A 23,056-nucleotide genomic window follows, 5' to 3' on the forward strand; every position below is an offset into this window, starting at 1 on the left:
TCCTCACGCTCCAGCGTGGGAATGCCTTGGGTGACGCTCCGCGTCACAAATGTTCGTCGCACCGCACATCCACGACCTGGCCACCATCATCTGCACAGCAAAGCCTTGGCGCTCTGGCTACAATGCTCGCCTTGCCGGGAGTTCTCATGTCCACGTTGCTCAACGATTGGCGTCATCGCTCAACCCATCGTCGTGTCTGGGCGCTGGCTGCGCCGATGATTCTGTCGAATATTTCCGTTCCGCTGGTAGCGCTGGTCGACAGCGCAGTGATCGGTCATCTGCCGCACGCGCATCAGTTGGGTTCCGTCGCGGTCGGGTCGACGCTTTACACCTTCCTTGCCTGGGCCATGGGTTTTCTACGCATGGGCACCACCGGTTTTGCTGCGCAGGCGGCGGGGCGCAATGACAGTGCTGCGTTGCGCCGGATCCTGTTGCAGGGGCTGTTGCTGGCCATCGGGCTGGCGTTGTTGCTGGGTGTGATCGCCTTGCCGTTCAGCCATCTGGCGCTGGCGATGATGCAGCCGTCTGCCGATCTGCAGCAAATGACCCTGGATTTCTTTCACACCCGGCTGTTCGGCCTGCCTGCGGCGCTGGCCAGTTATGCGCTGGTTGGCTGGTTTCTCGGCACGCAAAACGCCAGAGCGCCACTGGCCATTCTGCTCATCACCAATCTGGTCAATATCGCGCTCAACCTGTGGTTCGTCATCGGTCTGGACTGGGGTGTGGTCGGTTCGGCGCGTGCCTCGGTGCTTGCAGAGTGGACCGGCGTAGTGCTCGGTCTGCTGCTGGCCCGCAAGACCTTACGCGCCTGGCCGGGGCAGATCGTCTGGTCAGCGCTGAAGCTATGGAGCAACTGGAGACCCTTGCTGGCGGTCAATCGAGACATCTTTCTGCGCACACTGGCGCTGCAATCGGTGATGTTCCTGATCACCGTGCAGGGCGCTCGTCTGGGTGACGCAACGGTTGCCGCCAACGCGTTGCTGCTCAACGGCCTGCTGTTGACTGCCCATGCACTGGACGGGCTGGCGCATGCGGTCGAGGCGCTGTGCGGCCATGCCATTGGTGCGCGTGACCGGGATACGCTGCGGCGCTCGCTGGTGGTCGCGGGAGGCTGGTCACTGATTGCCAGCGTGGCATTTGCGCTGTTGTTTCTGGTGGGCGGGCATGTGTTCGTCAGCGTGCAGACCGATATTCCCGAGGTTCGCGCAACGGCCATGACCTATCTGCCATATCTGGCGCTAATGCCACTGCTGGCCGTATGGAGTTACCTGCTGGACGGGCTGTTCATCGGTGCCACCCGTGCCCGTGAAATGCGCAACGCGATGCTGTTCAGCGCAGCAGGCATCGCGCCGGTGGCTTATCTGGCTTCCAGCCACGGCAATCACGCGCTATGGCTGACGTTTCTGGCTTTTACCCTGCTGCGCGGCCTGAGCCTTGGCGCCATTGCCTGGCGATTGACGCGCCGGGACGGCTGGTTCGTTCACTGAGTCTTCAAGGCCGCACGGTTCTTTTCCGCGAGCCTTGGCGGGGTGTGATTGACGAACATGTCGACCTCGTCGACCACCGGTGCCAGGCCGCTTAACAGCTTGGCAAATGCACCGACCAGCGTGCCGTGGTTGGTGCGCGAGAAGTACAGATCGCGTACTGGCACACCTGCCTCGCGCAATGCCCGCGCCAGGCCACCGGTGTTGCGTTCGGGGTTGACCACCGAGTCCGTACGCGATGCCATCAGCAACGCAGGAGGTGCGCTGGAACTGACGTGGTTGATGGGTTGCGAGTCAGGCGGTGAGTCGGGGTAAAAGAATACCGGTTTCACATCGGCCTCCTCGATAGGCAGAAAGTCGTACGGCCCGGCCAGCCCGATCCAGCCGCTGAGAATGGACGGCGATAAGCCTTCACGGGCCAGCCAGCGCGGGTCGAGCGCCAGCATCGCAGCGTTATAGGCACCTGCGCTGTGGCCCATCACGTACAACCGGTCAGGATCGCCACCGTAGGTTTTTGCATGTTTGTGCGCCCAGGCCAGCGCTTTGGCCGAATCTTCCAGAAAGCTTGGATAGCGCACTTGCGGATAGAGCCTGTAGTCGGCAATCACGACGACCATGCCACGCGCAGCCAATGCTTCGCCGATGAAGGCGTAATTGGCTTTCGAACCGGTGTTCCAACTGCCGCCATAAAAAAACAATACGACTGGCGCATTGGCCGGTTTAGTTTGTGGGGTGTAAACGTCCAGCGTGTTGCGTGGATCCTGCCCGTAAGCCAGCCCGTAGACATGATCGACAGGGCCGGTCGGATTCAACGTGTTGAGCAGCTTCAGGGGCGAGCAGCCGGACAATGCCGCCAGTACGGCACCCGTCATCAGAGTCAGGAGAATCACTCGTATCATAAGGGAAGTGCTCTGGCAGATGATTCGGACACGCCTTGGACCGTCGCGATTCGCCCAAGTGCCGCATGATTGGTGCTATTTCATTCAATTAGCGTCCGGATCACCCGAGGAACGAACATTCGCCTTGCTGGCAAAGCCGATGCGCGGGCTGCTCAGTGTCAGGCCATCATCGTCGATCTGCACCGTGCTGGGCCCCGCATCCAGCGTGACTTTGCTGCCTTTGCCAAGGTATAGGCAGACCCCGTCTGCGAGTTGCAGCAGTCGGTCAGGCCCGATGAATATTTGCCGGTCGAGGTGCATTAGGACGTTATCGACAGGCGCTGGATCATTCTCGCGGCGCGCCTCCTGAGACGGCAAACCGCTGATGATCAGTGGTGGGTGTGTGTCATCCACAGAAAAGCTCACCGCCACTGACATGCCGGCGCGATATTCGATATCCAGCCCCGGTGCCAGATGCAGCCAGCAGCCACCACCGGGATCATTCGGGTGTTGCCATTCCCACTCCAGCCGGACGTGCACCCGGCCTGACGCATCAAGCCTTGCCGGTTCGCCGCTGATGCCGATGATCCATCCTTGCTGAAGATGCGCAATGGGCGCGCGCGGTGCCGGGGCAGGCGTTCTGAAGCCGACTTCCCATGGTATGGCCTTGAACTGGTTCGAGTAGCGTTCCGATGCCCCGCGGTCATTGCCATCAACGATGCCAAAGCGATGCCGGACTTCGGTGATCAGCCACATGTGGTTCCAGTTCTTCTCGGGATGGTCGGCCAGCGGCAGCAGTTCTGCGCAAGTCACGAACGGCAAGGTACTCTCGCCTGTCGCGTGCTGGGCTGCGCGGCTGCCGGGCAGATCCGTTGCCTGCTCGGTGACGGCAAACCGGGTCACCCCGGACTGTTGCGCGAATTGACGCCAGCGTGCGACAGGGCTGCGCGCAAACCCGTGCAGGTTGGCGCCGAATACTAATTCGTGGCGATGCCGTGAATGGACAAAGTGGTAGTGAATGCCTTCTTCTGCGCACAGGCGCTGGACCAGTTGCAGGTCGGATTCCTGATACTGCACGCAACAGTCGCGTTCGCGGCACTCGGTCGGCAGGTCAAAACGGAAACAGTTCTTCAGGCCATGTTCTTCGAGCACCTGGGTGATGATCCGGGTGGCGGTCATGTGCTGAAAGATGCGCGACTGATGGCGTAACCCGAGGCAGGCCAGTCGAGGCCCCATTATCAGCGTGTAACACGCCGGGCCGGGTTGGTAATGCTTGCGTGTCGCGCCTTGAATCTGACCGTGAAAGTTCTTCCGGCTTCCGAAGCTCAGCGAGGCAGGTTTGTACATCAGGCCGGTCAGGTCCAGATCCAGGCCGTCGCCAAGAATGTCCAGTTCAAAGGTAAAAGGCTGGCTGATCGCCTCGCTTGCGCTGAACGATATGACAGTGAAGCAGCGCTGCAGGCGGGCAATTTCCAGACGAAAGAGCGGCGCGCTGGTGGGGTCGGGCATGATGGAGTGCTTCTCTACCGGGAATGCGACCGAGAATTCTGGCGCAGAAAACGGGCAGGGTAGAGGGCTGCAGGTAGAACAGGACGTTGCCTACAAAGAATGTTGGTAGCGGCTTACGATGTGCGCATGACCATCGCGCCAACGCATAAGTCTCGTAGGAGCGAGCTTGCTCGCGAAGAGGCCGGAACGCACCCCGAAACAAGGCGTTTGGCCTCATTCTCCTGGCTTATCAGAACTTGCCTGTAACGATGAGTGCACAGCATTGGCACCACAGTCACAGTAGATGGGGCCCCAATTGCAGGCCCCATCGCAAATCCTGGAATCAGGACGACAGGTACGAAGAGCGTGTCAGCCCCAGGCGCAGGGCGTCGAGGAAGTAGGTACGCTCGCGCGGGGTGATCTTGGCGCTGGCGACCTTGTCCCGGTAATGGGTCATCAGTTCTTCCGGCGACAAATGCACGTAGCGCAGCATGTCTTCGATGGTGTCGTGGGTTTCGATGCCCGCGTGGTAAACGCTGCCGTCCGGGTTCTGGTAGATGTTCACCGAGTCGGTATCACCGAACAGGTTGTGCATGTCCCCCAGAATTTCCTGATAGGCGCCTACCAGGAAGATCCCCAGCAGATAGTCTTCGCCTTCGTTCAACGAGTGCACCGGCATGCTGGTCTCGATGCTCTGCTCATCGACGTACTGCTTGATCTTGCCGTCGGAATCGCAGGTCAGGTCCTGAAGCACGGCGCGGCGCACCGGCTCTTCGTCCAGACGGTGCAAGGGCAGAATCGGCAGCACCTGGCCGATGGCCCAGGTATCGGGCAGGCTCTGGAACACCGAGAAGTTGCAGATGTACTTGTCGGCCAGCTTGTCGTTGAGTTCGTCGAGCACCTGACGGTGTGAGCGTTGACGTGCCTTCAGCGAGTTGTACAGGCGGCGGCAGACGGCGAAGTAGCATTGTTCGCCGAGTGCTTTCTCCGCCAGGCTGATTTTGCCATCGGCGTACTGGGTAGCGATGTCGCTCATGTAGTGCGTGGCACGCCAGTAGGTTTCGGTGACCATTTCTATGTCGGTCGGACCCAGCAGGTCCACCAGCCACTGCACGGTTTCCGGCAGGCTTTCCTTGTCGGAGATTTCCGGCACTTCGTCGTTATGCTTCTCGACGTCGGTCACCTGGACCACCAGCATGGCGTGGTGGGCGGTCAGCGAGCGGCCGCTTTCCGAGAAGATATGCGGGTGCGGCAGGCTTTGCGCATCGCAGAACTCCTTGAGCATGCCGACCACCACACCTGCGTAATCGTCCATGTCGTAGTTGATCGAGCTGGCGTTGCGTGAGTGGGTGCCGTCGTAGTCGACGCCCAGACCGCCGCCGACATCAATGTAATCCACCGGCAGGCCGAGTTTGCGCAGCTCACCGTAATAGCGGATAGCCTCTTTGAAGCCGTGCTGGTAATCAGCCAGGTTGGCGATCTGCGAGCCCATGTGAAAGTGCAGCAGGCGGATGCCCTGATCGAGCCCGGCCTTGCGGAAGCGCTCGACCACCGACAGCAATTGTGCGGCCGACAGACCGAACTTGGATTTCTCGCCGCCGGTGTCCGCCCATTTGCTCGACGCCAGGGAAGACAGACGCACGCGCAGGCCTACCTGAGGGGCGACTTTCAGCTCGGCGGCTTCTTCGATCACCAGCTCGACTTCGGATTCTTTCTCGATGACGATGAATACGTTGTGGCCCAGCTTCTGGCCCATCAGCGCCAGACGGATGAACTCACGGTCCTTGTAACCGTTGCAGACGATGGTGCCGCCTTTGGGCGCCAATGCCAGCACGGCCATCAGCTCCGGTTTGGAACCCGCTTCCAGACCGATGGAAACGTTCTGCGTGGCGATGATGTTTTCCACCACCGCTTCTTGCTGGTTGACCTTGATCGGGTACAGCGCGGTGTATTGGCTCTGGTATTCCAGGCGCGCAATGTTGCTGTCGAATGCACCGGTCAGTTGACGCACACGGTCTTGCAGAATGTCGGGGAAGCGCACCAGCAAGGGAAGCGACAGGCCGCTCTTGCGCAGGTTGTCGACCTGTTCGTAAAGATCGATGGGCGAGCTGTCCGGCCCATTGGGACGGACTTCAACGCGACCTGCTTCGTTGATTGCAAAATAACCCGCGCCCCAATGGCGAATACCATAAACGCTGCGGCTGTCCGCAACTGTCCATTGGCTGCCATCGTCTTTGCGTGTGCGTCGTACGGACATCGAAGTCCCCTATAAAGAAGTCGTTGCGCCAGCCAATAGCCAGCTGGGCGCAGTGTAATGAGTTGAAATGACGATTTGATTCGCTGCCCGCTACGCGGATTCAGCCGCCGGACTTTTTAGCCTTGAAGCCTTTTTTGATCAGCTCTGCCAATAGCAGTTCGACGTGATCGCCCTGAATCTCGATCACGCCGTCCTTGAGCGATCCGCCTGTGCCACAGCGCTGCTTGAGGGCCTTGGCGAGGTCCTTGAGCGGCTCTTCTGCCAGCGGGACACCACTGATGGTAGTCACGGTCTTGCCGCCACGGCCTTTGCTTTCCCGGCGCACGCGGGCAATACCGTCACCTTCGGGGATGGCGGTCTGTTTGCAGGTGCAGTCGGCAACGGGCTGACGACAATCCGGGCAGTGACGCCCTGCGTCGGTTGAAAACACCAGGCCACCAAGGGCGGCGAGAGAAGCGGCTTTTTTAGCCACGCAAAAATCCTCTTGTTGAGGACTGAAGATGGGTCGGGCTCACACGAACCATCGACCGCGAAGCCCCACTCTGGCAGGGGCAGCGCTACTGAAACGGCAGGGCCGGTCCAGTTTGAAAAGGTCGCGCAGTGTAACGGCAAACAGACCGGTTGCTAAGGGGCTGGATACGCCAATTTCTGAACACTGGCTTACTGAGCATTCTCTATCTGCTGCAGGTAGCGTTTCAGCGCCGCGAGCGAGTCCGGGCAGTAAGGGATTTTTTCAGCCTGATGCAGAACGTCGGCGATGGGCATGAAGCGCGCTTCCAGCACTTCTTCGGGCTGCAATCTCAAGGGCCCGTCCCACACGGCCGAAAACACGGCGCACCAGAGCCGGTTGCCCGGCTGATCGAAGAAAAACCGTTCGTGGGCCAGCAGCGGTACGCCACTGACGCCCAGCTCTTCTTCCAGCTCCCGGGCAGCGGACTCGTCATAGCTTTCATCCGCCTGCACCATTCCGCCTGCGGCGACGTCCCAATAACCGGGATAAATCGCTTTGCTCAGTGTGCGCCGATGCACGCAAAGCTCACCGGCACTGTTGAACAGCAGGATATAAGTGCCGCGCCCGATCAGTCCGCGCTCACGCAAATCGGCGCGGACCCGCGAGCCGAGCAGTCGGTCCTGCTCGTCGACCCAGGCGATCTGCTCGGCATCCGAGGCGGCACGGTGCGCGGCCTCGTTGGCGGGAATAGACATCAGCCTTGATTCAGCAACTGGCGCAGGTCGATGACCGCAGCGTTGGCACGCGAGATGTAGTTGGCCATGACCAGCGAGTGGTTGGCGAACACACCGAACGGGCTGCCATTCAGAATCATCGGGCTCCACAGCGGTTCCTGGGACGCTTCCAGCTCACGAATGATCTGACGCACGCTGACGGTCGCATTCTTCTTGGCCAGTACATCGGCGAAGTCGACCTCGATGGCGCGCAGCAGATGCGACAGAGCCCAGGCCTGACCGCGCGCTTCATAGAACACGTTGTCCACTTCCAGCCACGGGGTCTCGACGATTTCCTCGTCTACCTGCGGTACTTCGCCAGGCTTGACCGAAACAGCGGTCTCGGTTTTCAGCGTGCTGTTGAGTTTGACCCGACCGACACTGGCCGAAAGGCGTTGCGACAGCGAGCCCAGGCGGGTGCCGACATCACCCAGCCAGTTGTTCAGGTTGTCGGCGCGGGCATAGAACAGCGCGCCTTTCTGGTTCGGGTCGGACAAACGTGCCTGGTAGCGACTCAGAGAGTTGATACCTTCGGCGTATTGCGACTCGCTGGAAGGCAGGATCCAGCTGCGATTGTTGAAGTTGAACAGCGGCTCGGCGCGAGCCAGATCGCCATCTTCGGCAGATTGAGACTGGGAACGGGCAAAGTCCTTGCGCAGCGCACGACTCAAGTCACGCACCTGCACCAGTACGCCGTATTCCCAGCTTGGAATGTTGTCCAGCCACAAGCCCGGTGGCATGCGGTCGTTGGACAGATATCCACCGCGCTTGTTGAGCAGGGTGCCAGCCACGGTCTTGAGCGTTTCAACCGTCGTGTAGCCGATAACCATTGGCTTGCCTTCGCGCTCGGCGGCGGCTTGAGCGTTCTGTTGTACAGGGAACAGTGCAGGCTCTTTGCTCCAGTACCAGCCGACTACCAGTGCAACCAGCAGGTAAATCAAGATCAAGGCGCCCAGAGCGCGGCTATAGAACAGGTTACCCAGGTAACCGCGGCGTTTGACCGATGAAGTGTCAGCGGTGCGCTCACCCGCGCTGCCTGCGCGGTTCTTCCAATCCAGCATGGTAGGGTCCTTTCGATCTTGAGTTGAATGCTTCACGTGGGGTTCGACCGCAACCTTACCCTAAGGTGCGATCGGGGCAGCTGCAAGCTTCGAGCTTCAAGCCAAAAGCGAATTGCTTTCAACTTCCAGGTTGCAACTCAAGGCCTATAGCCAGGCTCTATCAGTCGATTGATTTTGAGTAATGGCTAAGCGCCATCAAAATGTTGTCAAATAAGTGACTTACGGCACTGTTCTGTTGTAACGGAGGTGCTAGCATAGCGCCATCAGCCGTATCGCTCAGTAAAATCACAGTAGTCTCAATATGACCGAGCCAGAAGACCCTAGCCGAGATCGCCTGAAGCATCATTTTGCCCAAAGGGTCATCCACCAGGCACGCCAGATTCTGGAGACGTGGCAACGTCTGCAGAAAGCCGAGTGGTCGGCTGGCGACATGGCTGAGCTCAAGGAGTCGACGTTGCGTTTACTGCGCTTTGCCGAGCGCTTCGAGCAGGTTGAACACATTTCACTGGCGCATGACATCAACCAGGCACTTGAGGCTGTCGAAGCCAATCGCGGTCGCCTCAACAGCAGCGTCATCACTGACCTCAATCGTCTGATGCAACGTCTCTCCCGCACCGGGCTGCGGCATGGCGACCAGCTTGAGCAAACGTCGCTGCCTCCGCTGCGCAAGCCGGTCTATGTGGTGCTTCAGGACCATGAGCGGGCCGAGCGTCTGGCCAAGCAGCTGGAGTTTTTCGGTCTGGCAGCCCTGTCGCTGCACAGTGTTGCCGAGTTTCAGCGCGCAATGGCGCAACGGCATCCGGCGGCGATTGTCATGGATGTCGATTTCAGCGGGGCCGGTCAGGGTCTGAAGCTGGCTTCACAGGCTCAGGAAGGCCTGGAGCAGAAGCTTCCACTGTTGTTTTTCAGCCTTAACGAAACCGATACGCCCACCCGCCTCGCAGCAGTGCGGGCCGGTGGCGAAGAGTTTTTGACCGGCGCGCTGGAAGCGTCGAGTCTGCTGGAAAAAATCGAGGTTCTGACCTGCGTCGCTCAATACGAACCCTATAAAGTGCTGATCATCGACGATTCCCGCGCTCAGGCAATGCACACCGAACGCATTCTGAATGCAGCCGGAATTGTTACGCGGGTTCTGCTCGACCCGATTCAGGCAATGTCCGAACTGGCGGAGTTTCAGCCGGACCTGATCATTCTCGACATGTACATGCCTGGTTGCACCGGCACTGAGCTGGCCAAGGTCATTCGCCATAATGACCGCTATGTCAGCGTGCCGATCATTTACCTGTCGGCCGAGGATGACCAGGACAAGCAGCTTGACGCCATGAGCGAGGGTGGCGATGACTTCCTCACCAAGCCGATCAAGCCACGCCACCTGATCACCACGGTTCGCAATCGCGCCGCCAGAGCCCGCAGCCTCAAGGCGCGCATGGTTCGTGACAGCCTGACCGGGCTCTACAATCACACGCACATCCTGCAACTGCTGGAAGATTGCAGCTTTCGCTCGCGACGCGAGGGTAAGCCGCTGTGTTTTGCCATGCTCGATATCGACCACTTCAAGAAGGTCAACGACAGCCACGGTCACCCGATGGGAGATCGCGTCATCAAAAGCCTGGCGCTGTTTCTCAAGCAGCGCCTGCGCAAGACCGACTTCATCGGTCGTTACGGTGGTGAGGAGTTTGCCATCGTCATGCCGGATACCGACATTCAAAGTGCCCATAAAGTGCTTGATGAGATCCGCCATCGCTTTGCAGAGATCCATTACCCCGCGCAGCCGACCGATCTGTTTTGCACTTTCAGCGCCGGGGTCGTTTCTCTGGGGGCTAATGACGACAGTCTGAGCCTTGCGTCACAGGCGGATACTGCGTTGTACTGCGCCAAGCACGCGGGCCGCAATCAGGTGCATTCGGCCCTGGTGGATGTGCCCTATCACGTCGTGTTGACGGAAATCGAGGCCTGATTCGGTTTCAGTCCTGGCTTTCGATCAGCTTTTGCCGCTCTGCCGATTTGCCGGGTGAAAATGCCAAGGCCAGTTGGGTGCGGTTATGCATGTGGGTCAAGCGCAGCACTTGGGACACGTAGAGTTTGACAGTGTTTTCGGTAATGCCCAGTTCGCAGGCAATCTGGTAATTGGTCAGCCCCTTGCTGACTAGGCGCGCGACGTCCAGCTGGCGGGGTGACAATTTGGCCAGCGATACGGGCATCTGTGCATCACTCTCGAAGCTGGTTTTGCGCTCGGACTGCGCCCTGTTCTGAACGTTATCCAGATTTTGATAGAGGTCGTCTATGGATGCGGCCAGAAACTGAAGTTTCTCGTTGAGCAGGCCCAATTGCTGACGGTTTTTCTGCCGTTCGTGCAGCGCTTCCACCTGCAACTGGACACCCTCAAGCAACTCTTCAAGGTTGACCGGCTTCTGGTAGTAATCGGCGATGCCGGCTCGCAGAGCCTTGATGACGTCCTTTTTCTCGGCTTGTCCGGTCAGCATGATGGCCTCGAACAGATGCGTCTTGCCGCCAGCCATCTTCATGGCTTCGACCATCTCGATCCCATTCATGCCTGGCATTTCCAGGTCGCAGAGTACGATGCCAATAGCGCTGTCGCTGCTGAAATGCTCGATGGCCTCAAGGCTTGAATGGCAGCGCACGCACGCATAGCCGTTGCTCTCCAGAAACTCACAGAGTTCTTCAACAATAAGAGGCTGGTCGTCGACCACCAGAACTTTTGTGACCGGGTAGTTATCCACATGCAACTCCATGCTGTTAAGGCCGGCAGACCGGAACCTTTATCCATTCAGCAAAACATGATTAAGCGTTGTATGACCCGTTTCGGGTAGTTCAATGACAGTACGCCACAGCGATGTGTTAACCGTAGTCGTACTTTCCGACTATGTACATAGCATTAAACTTTCAATTGGCCGAGAGTCGACTAATGGAGCAACGCTACTGTCAGCAGCAAGCCCGCCAATAAAAAAGGTGAAAAAGGATATTTATCTGGCGCGTCAGGGAACATATAGGCGTAACGCCGCGCAACTCGTTGGTTTATATGATGCTGCACTTTCCTGGCGAGCAACACCCAGGTCAGCACGGCGATGCCTGCGCCGATAAATGTGCACAGTAAATAGACGCTGTCGGAGGCGAGCGCGAGTGCGGCCATCAGCTTGACGTCTCCGGCGCCCAGCTTGCCGAGCGCATAACCAGGCAATGTCAAGCCCAGTGCCAGCGCCAGTGCCAGCGCGGCTTCCAGTGGCGGGGCGCCTAGCCAGGTCGTTCCGGTGCCTGCCAGCCAGGCGGCCGCCAGTGCTGCTGCGCCCAGTGTCAGCCCGTTTGAAATGTGCTTGCGTCGCGCATCCTGTTCGGCGCAAATTACAAACCAGACAAGCAGAAGAAATAATTTCATCAAGCAAAAAACATCCTGTTTTCCGGAAAGAATCTATGCTCTGTTGAAGCCGTAAATGTCAGGGTAGACGTTGATATGAAAACCGTTCTGCAGCATGCCTTGCCTCATCGGCAGCAAGGTGCCGCCGCTATTGAGTTCGCTGCGGTGTTCGTTGTTTTCTTTGCCGTGTTCTATGGCGTGGTGAGTTATAGCCTGCCGTTGCTTATGATGCAGTCTTTCAATGCGGCTGCCAGTGAAGCCGTGCGCCGAAGTGTCGCCCTTAGCCCGACAGTGAGTGGCTATAACACTCTGTTGGTCAGCCAGGCGCAGAGTGTCGTCATGAATCAGCTGTCATGGATGCCGCCTGCGCTGGGTTTCAACGCCAGTTATACCAACGTGACCTACACCGCCGGTGTTCTGACGGTGACCATCCAGTACCCCAAGACCCGATTGACCCAGGTACTCCCGTTATTGACGCTCCCTGGCATCGGCGAGGTCCCGCGCTTGCCGACCAACCTTACTGCACAAGCGAGTCTGCAACTTGCCCCTTGAAAAAAATCGTCTGAGCCGTTGGCTGGGCCGTGGTGAAGCGCCGCCGGTATCCCAGGCTGTGCCCGTGTCAAGCGAGCCGGGCCCGGTCGGGGTCGACCTTTATGTGCTGCTCGATGACGAAGGACGGATACAGAGCATCAGCCCGCAGTTGCTTGCGCGTTTGGGCATTGCCGCTCCGCTGTCAGCTGCGCAGCGGTTGATGAACCTGTTGCTGCCAAACAGCGCGCTGGTCATTGAAGGCGTGCCGCATGACTGGCTGGGGCACATGCTGGACCTGGACTTCAAGAGTGCCGATGCGCACACCTTGCACGCCCGTGGCTGGGTGCAGGCGCATGGCAAGGGCTGGCTGTTGCAGTTGCTGGATATCAGCGACTTGATGGAGGAGGCCAGTGCCGCCCGCAGCCGCCAGCAATGCCTGCGCTTTGCCGGGCAAATGGCCGAGCGTGTGCGCGTGTGCAACGTGGACCGGCTGACTGCCGTGGTGACCGAGCAACTCGAGGAACTGGCACAGCTATGGCGCGTTCCCTGTCTGGCGCTGGTATTGCCGGAAGTCAGCGGCGCTGGCTGGCGTGTCTACTGCCAGTACAGCGCCCACACCGCGCCGGAGTTATGGCAGGTTGGGCAGCGACTGGGCAATGCGCTGGATCGATTCGATGCCAATATCACCCATCAACTCAGGTTTGGCGGCGGCGTCGACCAAGGGCCGTTGCAGAGTGCCTTCGGCAACGCGGACGGTTTTCTGATCCCCCACAGCCGTGACAACGTTGCTAAAGCATGGCTGATGTTCGGTTTCTATAACCCGCAACAGCAGGCTCCGGATCTTGGTGAACGCGAGTGGCTCAACCTGTGTTCGGCGCTGGCCGGGCCGGTGCTTTTTCGCTTGTCCGAGCAGCACAATCGTCACCATGTAGAGCGCCTGGCGGTGCTTCAGGATCTACTGGGCACCGGTTGGTGGGAGCTGATGCCTGCTCGTGACGAAATCCTGCTGGCACCGCAACTGGCGCGCAGTCTGCGTCTGGGTGACCGGGTCGAAAGTCTGTCGCGTCAAGACTGGCTGGCGTTGATTCATCCGGCTGATCGACAAGAGCTTTCCAGTCGTCTGGCGCAGTTACGTGACAAAGGCACGCCGCTGATGCTTTGCGTGCGTCTCGCACAGAGCGACCCCGCCCAGGAAACCCTCTGGTACCGTATTCAGGGCCAGGCGCTGATCAGTGGTCAGGTTCAGCGGGTGTTGGGTTTCATGCTCGATGTCAGTGATATCAAGAATCAGGAAACCGAAGCAGCGGCCGCTCACGCCCGGCTGGATAACCTCATTGCCAGCTCGCCGGCCGTGATTTACGTGCAGCGCTACGATCACGGCAACCTTGAGCCAACCTTTTTCAGTGACAGTCTCACGCCCTTGCTGGGCTGGACGCTGGCTGACTGCGTAGACGGCCAGCTGGCGGAATACATTCACCCCGAAGACCGCGACATCTGGTTCGAGCGTAACCGGCAGCTGTTGCGCGGAGGCGTTGTCAGTCGGCGTTACAGGTTGCGCAACAAGAACGGCCACTACCATTGGTTGCTGGACGAAGCGCGATTGTTGCGTGACGACCTCGGCATGCCCGTGGAGGCGGTCGGCCTGTGGCTGGACGTGACCGAAGCCACTCTGGCGGCCGAGCACGTGCGCCAGAGCGAAGAGCGATACCGCATTCTGGTCGAAGACTCACCGGCCATGATCTGCCGCTATTCTCCGGATCTGGTACTGAGTTTCGGCAACCGTCCACTGGCCAATTACATGGAATGCACGCCGGAACAACTGACCGGGATCAATCTGGGGGACTGGCTTTCGGACGAGCAGCGCGAGGCGTTCATTCGGCGCATTGGTCAACTCACCCCGCAAGCGCCGGTGAGCACCGAAGAAATCTGTATCGAGCTGCCCGGCCGTGAGTATGCCTGGTGGGTCTGGGCCGACCGGGGAATATTCGACGAGCACGGCACGCTGGTCGAGGTTCAGGCCGTGGGCCGTGATAACACGGATGTGCGCCGCTCCAGGATGCAATTGAACCAGAGCGCGAAAATGGCCACGCTTGGCGAAATGTCCACAGGCCTCGCCCATGAGATAAATCAGCCCCTCAATGTTATGCGCATGGCGGTGGTCAACGTCCTCAAGCGTCTTGGGCGCGGGGACGTGGACATCGAATACCTCACCGAAAAGCTCAACCGTATCGACACACAGGTACAGCGCGCTGCCCGCGTGGTGGACCACATGAGGGTATTCGGGCGGCGCTCCGAAGTGGAGGAGCGGCTGTTCGATCCGGCGCAGGCGGTGGAAGGCACCCTCTCGATGCTGGCCGAAGGCATGAAAGGCAAGGGTGTGCAGTTGCGGGTCGGCACCATGATCGAAGACGTGCAGGTTCGCGGGCATGTCGATCAGCTTGAGCAGGTGCTGATCAACCTGATGGTCAACGCCCGTGATGCGTTGTTGTCACGTCGGGAAAAAGACCGGGATTTCGAACCGTGGATCAGCGTCGAGGCCGAGCGGGACGAAAATATCATCCGGCTGGCGGTTCAGGACAACGGCGGGGGGATTGATCCGCGTTTGCTGGAGCGCATTTTCGAGCCTTTCTTCACCACCAAGCCTGTCGGTGTCGGCACCGGACTGGGCTTGTCTGTCAGCTACGGCATCGTCGACCAGATGGGCGGCCAGCTCAGCGTCGGCAACGTCGGGGAGGGCGCTCGTTTCCAGATCGAGCTGCCGATATTCAACGCCGGTTAGATAATCAGCGTCGCCTGACCGATGTTGCAGCTTAAATTGGCACCCACATCGGTGGCACCCAGACTCAGGCCAAGTGACTCGAACAGCGGGTCGACGACTGATGTCAGCAAGCCGGTCAGCGTGTTCTCCACAATAGCGTCCAGCGCAACGGTCAGGCTGTTCAGCGTTGCAGCTGCTCCAGTAATGACGTTGCCTAGCACATTGCTGGTCGCAGGTTTATAGACATTCACCTTTACGCTGGAAACCGTGCCGTTCAGCAACGTACTGGGTTTGGTGTGCGCAACGCTCGTCAGGAAATAAGGCGCGCTGTTGATTTCCGGCAGATTGGGCGAGCTGAAGGTTGTACTGACGACCGGTGAGCTGCCCAGCGGCGACTGGCTTACCGTGTCGAACGTGAGACCTATGCCGCCACCGCCGAAGGGGGTACGGGCGGTGCAGTTGCCCAACAGTCCCGCTATCTTCTGGCAGGTCTTGGTGCCTATATCCAGCACCGGTAGAGGCAGTGCGGTGATTGCCGAGGGGTCAGTGCTGGCAGGAAACGCTGCCGTGCTGTCAATCCAGCCAACCTTGCCGCTGAGCAATCCTGCATCTGTTTTGACACTCAAGGTTTTGCTGGTATTGCTGGTACAGGTGTAGCCGGTGACATAGGTGTCGGCGCTGGCCAGCGACAGGCTCAGATCTATCCTGGGGCCGGCGCTGGCAGAAGAGTCCGAGGTCAGAAACTTGAAATCGGTGACCATGCAACTGTTTAGTCCTACGGCGCAGGTGGCTGATGTCACCAGGCCCGCGATGTTCAGGCTCAACGCGCTATTGAGGATCGGTGTCAGGCTGCCGACCACCGAGCCCGCAGTGTTGGCCAATGACGTGATGGTGCCCAGCACCGGCAGATTGACTGACACCAGCGCGCGCATCTGCGCGGTGCGCACGTAGATCCGGTTGGCACCGGTTTTGGGATTGAGCGGGTCGATCTTGCTCGGGTCGCCGATGGCCGATAACTGAGGCGGCTCAACGACCTGAAATCGTGTGGTGACCTGTGCCAGGGTGCCTACATTTATCTGCGCAGCTGTCGATATGCCGGTCTTGTCGTTGGCCAGTTGCGCAAGGCCCTGAACCAGGTCCAGAAGGCGCAGATTGGTGTTCAATGCAGCGAGGTCCGAACTGCCTTGTATCGACAGCACGTCGCCGAGCAACACAGTGGTTGCGCCAGCCGCCAGCTTCAATGCCTGCAGGCCCGCGATGGTGGCCGTGCCGTTCAAGGTCGCGCCGGGGTCGAGCACATTGATAGCACTCTGGATCAACTGGCTGACAGAAACCGATGTGTTGAGCACCTCGCTGTAACCGACCGCAGTCAGGTTAAGGTCGGTCTTGAGTCGGTTCAGATAGCTCAACAGGCTGAGGTCGGTGCTGGCGAGGCCCTGCCAGTTCGCTACGCTCAGGTTGAGTGTGCCACCGAGCAGGCTGCCGATGAGCGGGTTCAGAATGGCCGCCCGAGTGCTGTCCATTGTTACCGCCGCACTGCGAATGGTGAGTGCCGCCAGTGGCGCGGCACTGGCAGCCACGGCTGTGGCGCTGATCGTGATGTTCGCAGGGGAGGGAGTTTTTTCGAACAGGGCAACAATACCGGCAGCAATACTTCGTGGCACCGGATGCGCCGCGACCACTTGAATGGCCAGTGCCTGGGTGGAGTCCGCGACAAATACGCGCTGGCTCTGCAGGCCCACTGTAAGGGTGCCGCAGAGGGTGGTTAGCGTTCGACCTCCGCTATTCGGGGTAAAGCCGTTACGCGTGGCACTTTGTGTGGCGAAACCGGGGGCGGTGGCCGCCCCGCTGCACGTTCCCCTGCGCCCCGCAGCTTCCAGGGCGGCGATGTCCGCAACCCGCTGCAACGAGCGTTTCTCCAGATACAGCCTGCCGCTGTCGACCACTATCAGTGTGCACAGCAGCGCCAATCCCAATGTGAGCGCGGCCATCATGCCTATGGCGCCGCGTTGCCGGGCGGGCATTGCCGTATAACCATCCAGTGGGGACATCAGCACTCCTTCGGCCACGCCGTTGCTCACTCACCTGCTTCAGGGGAGTGTAGTCAACGCCTCGAAAGAGCACTGGCAAGGTGCCAGATTTGAGAAGTGTCGCACCCGATTTGTACGGGCGCGATCAGGTATGCCGATCAGTACTGGTAACGCAGTACTGCGTGCGAGAGGGCGCGCACCGCAAAAATGCCGAGCAGCGCGGTCATTGCCGGGACGATGAGCCACCATACCCGGACCGACATGGCGGGCAAGGGGGCGTTGCGCTGAATGAACGCCAGGCTGGCGGCGCAGACACAGAACGCCAGGAGCATTCCAGCGAGGATGTCGGTTGGCCAGTGAACGCCCAGGTAAACCCTGGAAAGCGCGATGGCCAGTGCCGGAATGCCACCGACCAGCATCCAGCTCAGGCGCAGGCGCACGGGCTGGCCGCGTCCGGCCAGCACCGCCAGCGTCATGAACAGCGCAAAGGCCGCAGAACTGTGGCCACTGGGCATACTGTAAGTGGTCAGCGGCTCTACCAGAACGTCCGGGCGAGTGCGGGCGAAGAACGTTTTCAGGGTGCCATTGGCAATCGCGGTACCCAGTGTTGCGGTCAGGGCAAAAGCTGCGTGACGCCATTGTCTGGCAACGGCCAGCACGATGATCAGCAGGGAGGCCGCCAGCAACTGGGCCTTGAAGTCGCCGATGCTGGTGACGAAGATCACGATGTTCTGTGCGGCCTCGCTGCGATGCTCCTGAATGAGCGTCATCAGGCCGTTGTCGAAGTCCGCCAGATAAGGCCAGCCGATGAACAGCGCCGCGACCAGCGTCAGGCTGAGCACGGAAATAAGTTTGGTTGCATAGCGCTTCTGGCGAATGCTGCTCTGAATACTCAGCCCGAACAGAATCGCCAGACCGGCACCGACCACTGCCGCCTCAGGCCAGAAGCCTTCCGGCAGGGGCAGGCGAATGGCCGCGCCCGCCGCCCAGCCCGGCATCAGGTAGGCAATCGACCAGCCTGCCGCGGCCAGTACACTGACGGCCGCAAAGCGCGGGAGCGGCATGTCGCACATGCCGGCAATCATTGGCAGCATCGGGCGTAGCGGTCCGATGAAGCGCCCGACCAGCAAACTGGCGATGCCGTAACGGTGGAAGTATTTTTCCGCACCTTCCATCCACTCCGGGTGCGTGCGCAAGCCGGGCAACTGACGGATATTCTGATGAAAGCGCCGGCCTATGAAGTACGACACTGCGTCCCCCAACAGCCCGCCGAGAAAACCCAGTAACAGTACTTCGCTCAACGGCAGTATGCCGCTGCCCGCCAAGGCGGCGATGGCAAACATGATGACCGTGCCCGGCACGACGATCCCGACGATCGCGACGCATTCAGTGAAGGCCACCAAAAAGATCGCGACAGCCACCCAGGAAGGATTCGCTGTCAGCCAGCCGGTCATGCCATTGAGCAGATCGCCCATCGGTCAGTTTCCTTGATCGAGAAATAAGTAGTCGCGGCCTTCGACCTGACCGCGTCTGAGAGGGTTCCGTGTGCAGAAACGGGCGTAACCGGCATCCACGAAGCGATACATCAAGTGCTCATCGCGCCCGGCAGGAATGCCCAGACGGGTGGTCTGGATAATGCGCTCGGGTGCCTGGCCGATGTCTTCGACCAGCAACCTCTGTGGGTCGAAGCGTCTGGCGTCCCACTCCGGTACTTTCAGGCCAAGTGCCTTGCACAGTAGCGTCTGGCCAGCGCAGAGCCGTTGCGGCGGGCGGATTGCGCCGCTGGCGTCGGGGTTGTTCAACTGCATCTGCGCCAGGGCGTTTTCGTCGCTGGTTGCGTCGGTCCAGGGAAATGCCGATTTGATCAGCACTGCATTGCCCGGTCCCTCGGCGCTGAAATTCAGCGAGTCACCGCCGCGCGCGTAGTACATATAGATGTGCCCGCCGTCGAGGAACAGCGCTTTGCGCTTTTCGGTATAGCCCAGCGAAGCATGGCTGCCTTTTTCAGCGCAGTAGTACGCTTCTGTTTCGATGATGCGGGCGGCCAGCCACAGCTCGCCCACTTTATGCCGAATGACCTTGCCCAGCAGATCGCGGGCCAGCAACTGGGCATCGCGATGGAAGAAATGATCCGGAAGAGCAGCAGGCATAGTCAGGCAGGTACGTTGAGAAGGTGCCCGATAATAACAAGCGCAACTTTAATTGCAGCTGAATGTGTCTGGATTAGCGGCTTTGTTGTTTCTGAAAGTGACTGAGGCATGACAAACCGGTTAACCCATAAGAGCGTTTTGTGCGTGCGTTTCCCTGCGACGCTGGTCGAGAGGGCGTGCAGGCTGAGCGCTCATCGTTATACACAAGTCCTGAAGAGCCCGGAAAATGGTGGTGTTCAGGCTTCTGCCCGCAGGGCGTGGGAGCGAACTTGTTCGCGACAGCTTTATTTCGGGCGACACATCTCCTGCGGATGTCACGGCCCTTTCGCGGACAAGTCCGCTCCTACGGCTTTCGGCCAGAATCAAAAGCGGACTTGCGTATAACGATGAGGGCTGAGCGTGATAAATGGTGGCGTTCAGGCTTCTGCCCACAGGGCGTGGGAGCGAACTTGTTCGCGACAGCTTTATTTCGGGCGACACATCTCCTGCGGATGTCACGGCCCTTTCGCGGACAAGTCCGCTCCTACGGCTTTCGGCCAGAATCAAAAGCGGACTTGTGTATAACGATGAGGGCTGAGCGTGATAGATGGGGGTGTTCAGGCTTCTGCCCGCAGGGCGTGGGAGCGAACTTGTTCGCGAAAGCTTTATTTTGGGCGATACATCTCCTGCGGACGTCACGGCCCTTTCGCGGACAAGTCCGCTCCTACGGCTTTCGGCCAGAATCAAAAGCGGACTTGTGTATAACGATGAGGGCTGAGCGTGATAGATGGGGGTGTTCAGGCTTCTGCCCGCAGGGCGTGGGAGCGAACTTGTTCGCGAAAGCTTTATTTCGGGCGACACATCTCCTGCGGATGTCACGGCCCCTTCGCGGACAAGTCCGCTCCTACGGCTTTCGGCCAGAATCAAAAGCGGACTTGTGTATAACGATGAGGGCTGAGCGTGATAGATGGGGGTGTTCAGGCTTCTGCCCGCAGGGCGGGGGAGCGAACTTGTTCGCGAAAGCTTTATTTCGGGCGATACATCTCCTGCGGATGTCACGGCCCTTTCGCGGACAAGTCCGCTCCTACGGCTTTCGGCCAGAATCAAAAGCGGACTTGTGTATAACGATGAGGGCTGAGCGTGATAAACGGTGGCGTTCAAGCTTCTGCCCGCAGGGCGTGGGAGCGAACTTGTTCGCGAAAGCTTTATTTCGGGCGATACATCTCCTGCGGATGTCACGGCCCCTTCGCGGACAAGTCCGCTCCTACGGCTTTCGGCCAGAATCCAAAGCGGACTTTGTATGTAACGATGAGGGCTGAGGGGGATAGGCATCGGTCTGCGCAATAAATCTGCGCACTGATATCGACCATCCGCCTGTCTGCGCTGTCGTTCGTGCGGCACGACAGCTATAATCAGCCGCTTTCCTCTTTGCCAAGACCTCTGAGACCATGACTGAGTCCGTTCTTGACTACATGACCCGCCTGGGTCGCGCCGCCCGCGAAGCCTCGCGAGTGATCGGTCGTGCCAGCACTGCGCAGAAGAACCGCGCCCTGCAAGCCACTGCCGCTGCTCTGGATGAAGCGCGCGCCGAGCTGTCTGCCGCCAATGCGCTGGACCTGGCCAATGGTCAGGCCAATGGCCTTGAGCCGGCAATGCTGGAACGACTGGCCCTGACCCCCGCGCGTATCGACAGCATGATCGTCGGGTTGCGTCAGGTAGCAGGTCTGGCAGACCCGGTCGGTGCGATCCGCGACATGAGCTATCGGCCGTCGGGTATTCAGGTTGGCAAGATGCGTGTGCCGCTGGGTGTTGTGGGAATCATCTACGAGTCGCGTCCGAATGTGACCATCGATGCGGCCAGTCTGTGCCTGAAGTCCGGCAATGCGACCATTTTGCGCGGCGGTTCCGAAGCCATTCATTCCAATCGTGCCATTGCCGCCTGCATCGAGCGTGGTCTGGCCGAGGCCGGGCTGCCTGCTGCTGTGGTGCAGGTGGTTGAAACCCCCGACCGTGCAGCGGTTGGCGCATTGATCACCATGCCCGAGTACGTTGACGTCATCGTTCCGCGTGGGGGCAAGGGCCTGATCGAGCGGGTCAGCCGCGATGCGCGCGTGCCGGTCATCAAGCATCTGGACGGCATCTGCCATGTGTATGTCAGTGCCCACGCCGATCTGGCCAAGGCGCAGAAGATTGCCTTCAATGCCAAGACGTACCGCTACGGTATCTGCGGCGCGATGGAAACCCTGCTGGTCGATCAAACCATCGCCGCCGATTTCCTGCCCGCCATGGCCGCGCAGTTTCGCGAGAAGGGCGTCGAGTTGCGCGGTTGCGAGCGCACCCGTGACCTGATCGACGTAATTCCGGCCACCGAAGACGACTGGCACACCGAATACCTGGCTGCAATCCTGTCGATTCGCGTCGTTTCAGGGCTGGACGAAGCCATCGAGCACATCAACCATTATGGTTCGCATCACAGCGATGCCATCGTTTCCGACCATCAAAGTCAGATTCGCCGGTTCATGGCCGAGGTCGATTCCAGTTCGGTCATGGTCAATGCACCGACCAGCTTTGCGGACGGGTTCGAATACGGATTGGGTGCCGAGATCGGCATTTCTACTGATAAGCTGCACGCCCGCGGTCCAGTCGGGCTTGAAGGGTTGACCTGCGAGAAGTACATCGTGATCGGTGATGGTCAATTGCGCGGACAAGCCTGACTTGAACAACCCCACGACAGCGCTGCCCAGACGTATCGGTATGCTTGGGGGTACGTTTGACCCGGTTCATATCGGTCACTTGCGCGGTGCGCTTGAAGTGGCCGAACTGCTGGAGCTCGATGAGTTGCGCCTGACGCCCAGCGCCAGGCCTCCGCATCGTGACATGCCGAGTGTCACCGCCGAGGACCGTCTGGCGATGGTTCAGAGCGCGGTTGCGGGTGTGTCGCCCTTGACGGTGGATGACCGTGAACTGAAGCGGGACAAACCGTCGTATACCCTCGACACACTGGAATCGATGCGCGCCGAACTGGCGCCTCAGGACCAGCTGTTCCTGTTGCTGGGTTGGGATGCCTTTTGCGGGCTGCCGACCTGGCACAGGTGGGAAGAACTGCTGGAGCACTGCCATATCGTGGTGCTGCAACGCCCGGACGCGGACAGCGAGTCGCCGGATGCCATGCGCAATCTGCTGGCGGCACGCGCGGTCAGCGACCCCAAGGCCCTGAAAGGGCCGGGTGGACACATTACATTCGTCTGGCAGACGCCTTTATCGGTGTCTGCCACCCAGATCCGTCAACTGCTGGCCAGCGGTAAGTCGGTACGTTTTCTGGTGCCAGACGCGGTACTGGCCTATATCGATGCACGCGGACTTTACCGCGCGCCGAACACTGATGGGTCGTCCTGAAACTGCTTTGATCGATAAGCGTTTGAACGGTCCCACACATACGAGCTGAATGAGTTTTATATGACAAAGCAAAAAATGAGCAGTGAAGAAGTCATCAATGTTGCGATTGCAGCCCTTGAAGAAGTCAAGGGTGCAGACATCCTGACCATCGATGTGCGTGACAAGACCAGCATCGCTGACTACATGCTGATCTGCACCGGTACGTCCAACCGTCAGTTGAATGCACTGGTCGATAACGTCCGTGACAAGGTCAAGGCAGCCGGCCTGAAGTCCCTGAGCGAAGAAGGCAAGGGCGACAGCGACTGGGTTCTGTTGGACCTGGGCGATGTGATCGTTCACGTAATGACCGCTGCGGCACGCCAGTTCTACGACCTGGAACGCTTGTGGCAGGGCGCTGAACAAAGCCGTGCCGCCAGCGCTGCGCATCACACTCCAGGCAACGAATAA

At 59.5% G+C, this 23,056-nt stretch carries 18 protein-coding genes; 7 read left to right on the plus strand and 11 right to left on the minus strand.

Annotation, left to right across the window (positions count from 1 at the left end):
- Positions 1 to 146 precede the first annotated feature (146 nt).
- Positions 147 to 1,487, plus strand: a complete 1,341-nt coding sequence (locus tag RYC18_RS00815) for an MATE family efflux transporter (RefSeq protein ID WP_316882045.1) — start codon at positions 147 to 149, stop codon at positions 1,485 to 1,487.
- Here the strand turns inward: RYC18_RS00815 and RYC18_RS00820 are convergent.
- From RYC18_RS00820 to RYC18_RS00845, 6 genes are all read right to left on the minus strand, one after another.
- Positions 1,481 to 2,383: an alpha/beta hydrolase gene (locus tag RYC18_RS00820; RefSeq protein ID WP_010195250.1), complete on the minus strand. Its 903-nt coding sequence runs from the start codon at positions 2,381 to 2,383 to the stop codon at positions 1,481 to 1,483. The genes RYC18_RS00815 and RYC18_RS00820 overlap by 7 nt on opposite strands.
- Before the next feature lie 84 nt (positions 2,384 to 2,467).
- Complete coding sequence (locus RYC18_RS00825) at positions 2,468 to 3,871, minus strand: type VI secretion system Vgr family protein (protein WP_010195252.1); 1,404 nt, start codon at positions 3,869 to 3,871, stop codon at positions 2,468 to 2,470.
- Positions 3,872 to 4,193: 322 nt separating this feature from the next.
- Positions 4,194 to 6,107 (minus strand): arginine decarboxylase, encoded by a 1,914-nt coding sequence (gene speA / locus RYC18_RS00830; RefSeq protein WP_004666294.1) that lies wholly within the window; start codon positions 6,105 to 6,107, stop codon positions 4,194 to 4,196.
- 100 nt (positions 6,108 to 6,207) lie between these two features.
- The gene (locus tag RYC18_RS00835) at positions 6,208 to 6,579 is read right to left on the minus strand and encodes a translation initiation factor Sui1 (protein ID WP_004655683.1); all 372 of its coding nucleotides are present in this window, start codon (positions 6,577 to 6,579) and stop codon (positions 6,208 to 6,210) included.
- A gap of 188 nt (positions 6,580 to 6,767) precedes the next feature.
- Positions 6,768 to 7,313, minus strand: a complete 546-nt coding sequence (locus RYC18_RS00840) for an NUDIX hydrolase (RefSeq protein WP_005745375.1) — start codon at positions 7,311 to 7,313, stop codon at positions 6,768 to 6,770.
- Positions 7,313 to 8,392 (minus strand): DUF2333 family protein, encoded by a 1,080-nt coding sequence (locus RYC18_RS00845; protein ID WP_316882046.1) that lies wholly within the window; start codon positions 8,390 to 8,392, stop codon positions 7,313 to 7,315. The genes RYC18_RS00840 and RYC18_RS00845 overlap by 1 nt, the downstream gene beginning before the upstream one ends.
- 301 nt (positions 8,393 to 8,693) lie before the next feature.
- Here RYC18_RS00845 and RYC18_RS00850 point away from each other — a divergent pair, with 301 nt between their 5' ends.
- On the plus strand, positions 8,694 to 10,349 hold the full coding sequence (locus tag RYC18_RS00850) for a PleD family two-component system response regulator (protein WP_005782131.1): 1,656 nt from the start codon (positions 8,694 to 8,696) through the stop codon (positions 10,347 to 10,349).
- Positions 10,350 to 10,356: 7 nt separating this feature from the next.
- On the opposite strand, the gene RYC18_RS00855 is transcribed toward RYC18_RS00850, so the two are convergent.
- Both RYC18_RS00855 and RYC18_RS00860 read right to left on the minus strand, forming a co-directional pair.
- A complete protein-coding gene (locus RYC18_RS00855) occupies positions 10,357 to 11,145 on the minus strand; it encodes a response regulator transcription factor (RefSeq protein ID WP_005753119.1) in 789 nt (262 codons plus the stop codon).
- Positions 11,146 to 11,315: 170 nt separating this feature from the next.
- The gene (locus tag RYC18_RS00860) at positions 11,316 to 11,786 is read right to left on the minus strand and encodes a prepilin peptidase (protein WP_005745378.1); all 471 of its coding nucleotides are present in this window, start codon (positions 11,784 to 11,786) and stop codon (positions 11,316 to 11,318) included.
- 75 nt (positions 11,787 to 11,861) lie between these two features.
- Between RYC18_RS00860 and RYC18_RS00865 the strand changes: the two genes are divergently transcribed.
- Together RYC18_RS00865 and RYC18_RS00870 are read left to right on the plus strand one after the other, a co-directional pair.
- Positions 11,862 to 12,317 (plus strand): TadE/TadG family type IV pilus assembly protein, encoded by a 456-nt coding sequence (locus RYC18_RS00865; RefSeq protein ID WP_005732180.1) that lies wholly within the window; start codon positions 11,862 to 11,864, stop codon positions 12,315 to 12,317.
- On the plus strand, positions 12,307 to 15,075 hold the full coding sequence (locus tag RYC18_RS00870) for a PAS domain-containing protein (RefSeq protein WP_316882047.1): 2,769 nt from the start codon (positions 12,307 to 12,309) through the stop codon (positions 15,073 to 15,075). Before RYC18_RS00865 ends, RYC18_RS00870 begins: the two co-directional genes overlap by 11 nt.
- On the opposite strand, the gene RYC18_RS00875 is transcribed toward RYC18_RS00870, so the two are convergent.
- The 3 genes from RYC18_RS00875 to RYC18_RS00885 all read right to left on the minus strand — a co-directional run bounded on the left by RYC18_RS00875 (position 15,072) and on the right by RYC18_RS00885 (position 19,234).
- Complete coding sequence (locus RYC18_RS00875) at positions 15,072 to 17,105, minus strand: pilus assembly protein TadG-related protein (RefSeq protein ID WP_316882048.1); 2,034 nt, start codon at positions 17,103 to 17,105, stop codon at positions 15,072 to 15,074. The genes RYC18_RS00870 and RYC18_RS00875 overlap by 4 nt on opposite strands.
- A gap of 137 nt (positions 17,106 to 17,242) precedes the next feature.
- Positions 17,243 to 18,559: a bifunctional DedA family/phosphatase PAP2 family protein gene (locus RYC18_RS00880; RefSeq protein WP_004666289.1), complete on the minus strand. Its 1,317-nt coding sequence runs from the start codon at positions 18,557 to 18,559 to the stop codon at positions 17,243 to 17,245.
- A gap of 3 nt (positions 18,560 to 18,562) precedes the next feature.
- Positions 18,563 to 19,234 carry a DNA-3-methyladenine glycosylase gene (locus tag RYC18_RS00885; RefSeq protein ID WP_004655663.1) on the minus strand — a complete coding sequence of 224 codons (672 nt, stop codon included), beginning with the start codon at positions 19,232 to 19,234 and terminating at the stop codon, positions 18,563 to 18,565.
- A gap of 1,427 nt (positions 19,235 to 20,661) precedes the next feature.
- Here RYC18_RS00885 and RYC18_RS00890 point away from each other — a divergent pair.
- Genes RYC18_RS00890 through rsfS form a run of 3 tightly spaced genes read left to right on the plus strand, consistent with a single transcriptional unit; the run spans position 20,662 to position 23,056 of the window.
- Positions 20,662 to 21,927 carry a glutamate-5-semialdehyde dehydrogenase gene (locus RYC18_RS00890; RefSeq protein WP_316882049.1) on the plus strand — a complete coding sequence of 422 codons (1,266 nt, stop codon included), beginning with the start codon at positions 20,662 to 20,664 and terminating at the stop codon, positions 21,925 to 21,927.
- A gap of 22 nt (positions 21,928 to 21,949) precedes the next feature.
- Positions 21,950 to 22,609, plus strand: a complete 660-nt coding sequence (gene nadD / locus RYC18_RS00895) for a nicotinate-nucleotide adenylyltransferase (protein ID WP_161794688.1) — start codon at positions 21,950 to 21,952, stop codon at positions 22,607 to 22,609.
- 60 nt (positions 22,610 to 22,669) lie between these two features.
- The gene (gene rsfS, locus RYC18_RS00900; RefSeq protein WP_002555337.1) at positions 22,670 to 23,056 is read left to right on the plus strand and encodes a ribosome silencing factor; all 387 of its coding nucleotides are present in this window, start codon (positions 22,670 to 22,672) and stop codon (positions 23,054 to 23,056) included.

This window comes from Pseudomonas syringae group sp. 247E2, from assembly GCF_032587795.1.
Lineage (GTDB): Bacteria > Pseudomonadota > Gammaproteobacteria > Pseudomonadales > Pseudomonadaceae > Aquipseudomonas > Aquipseudomonas amygdali.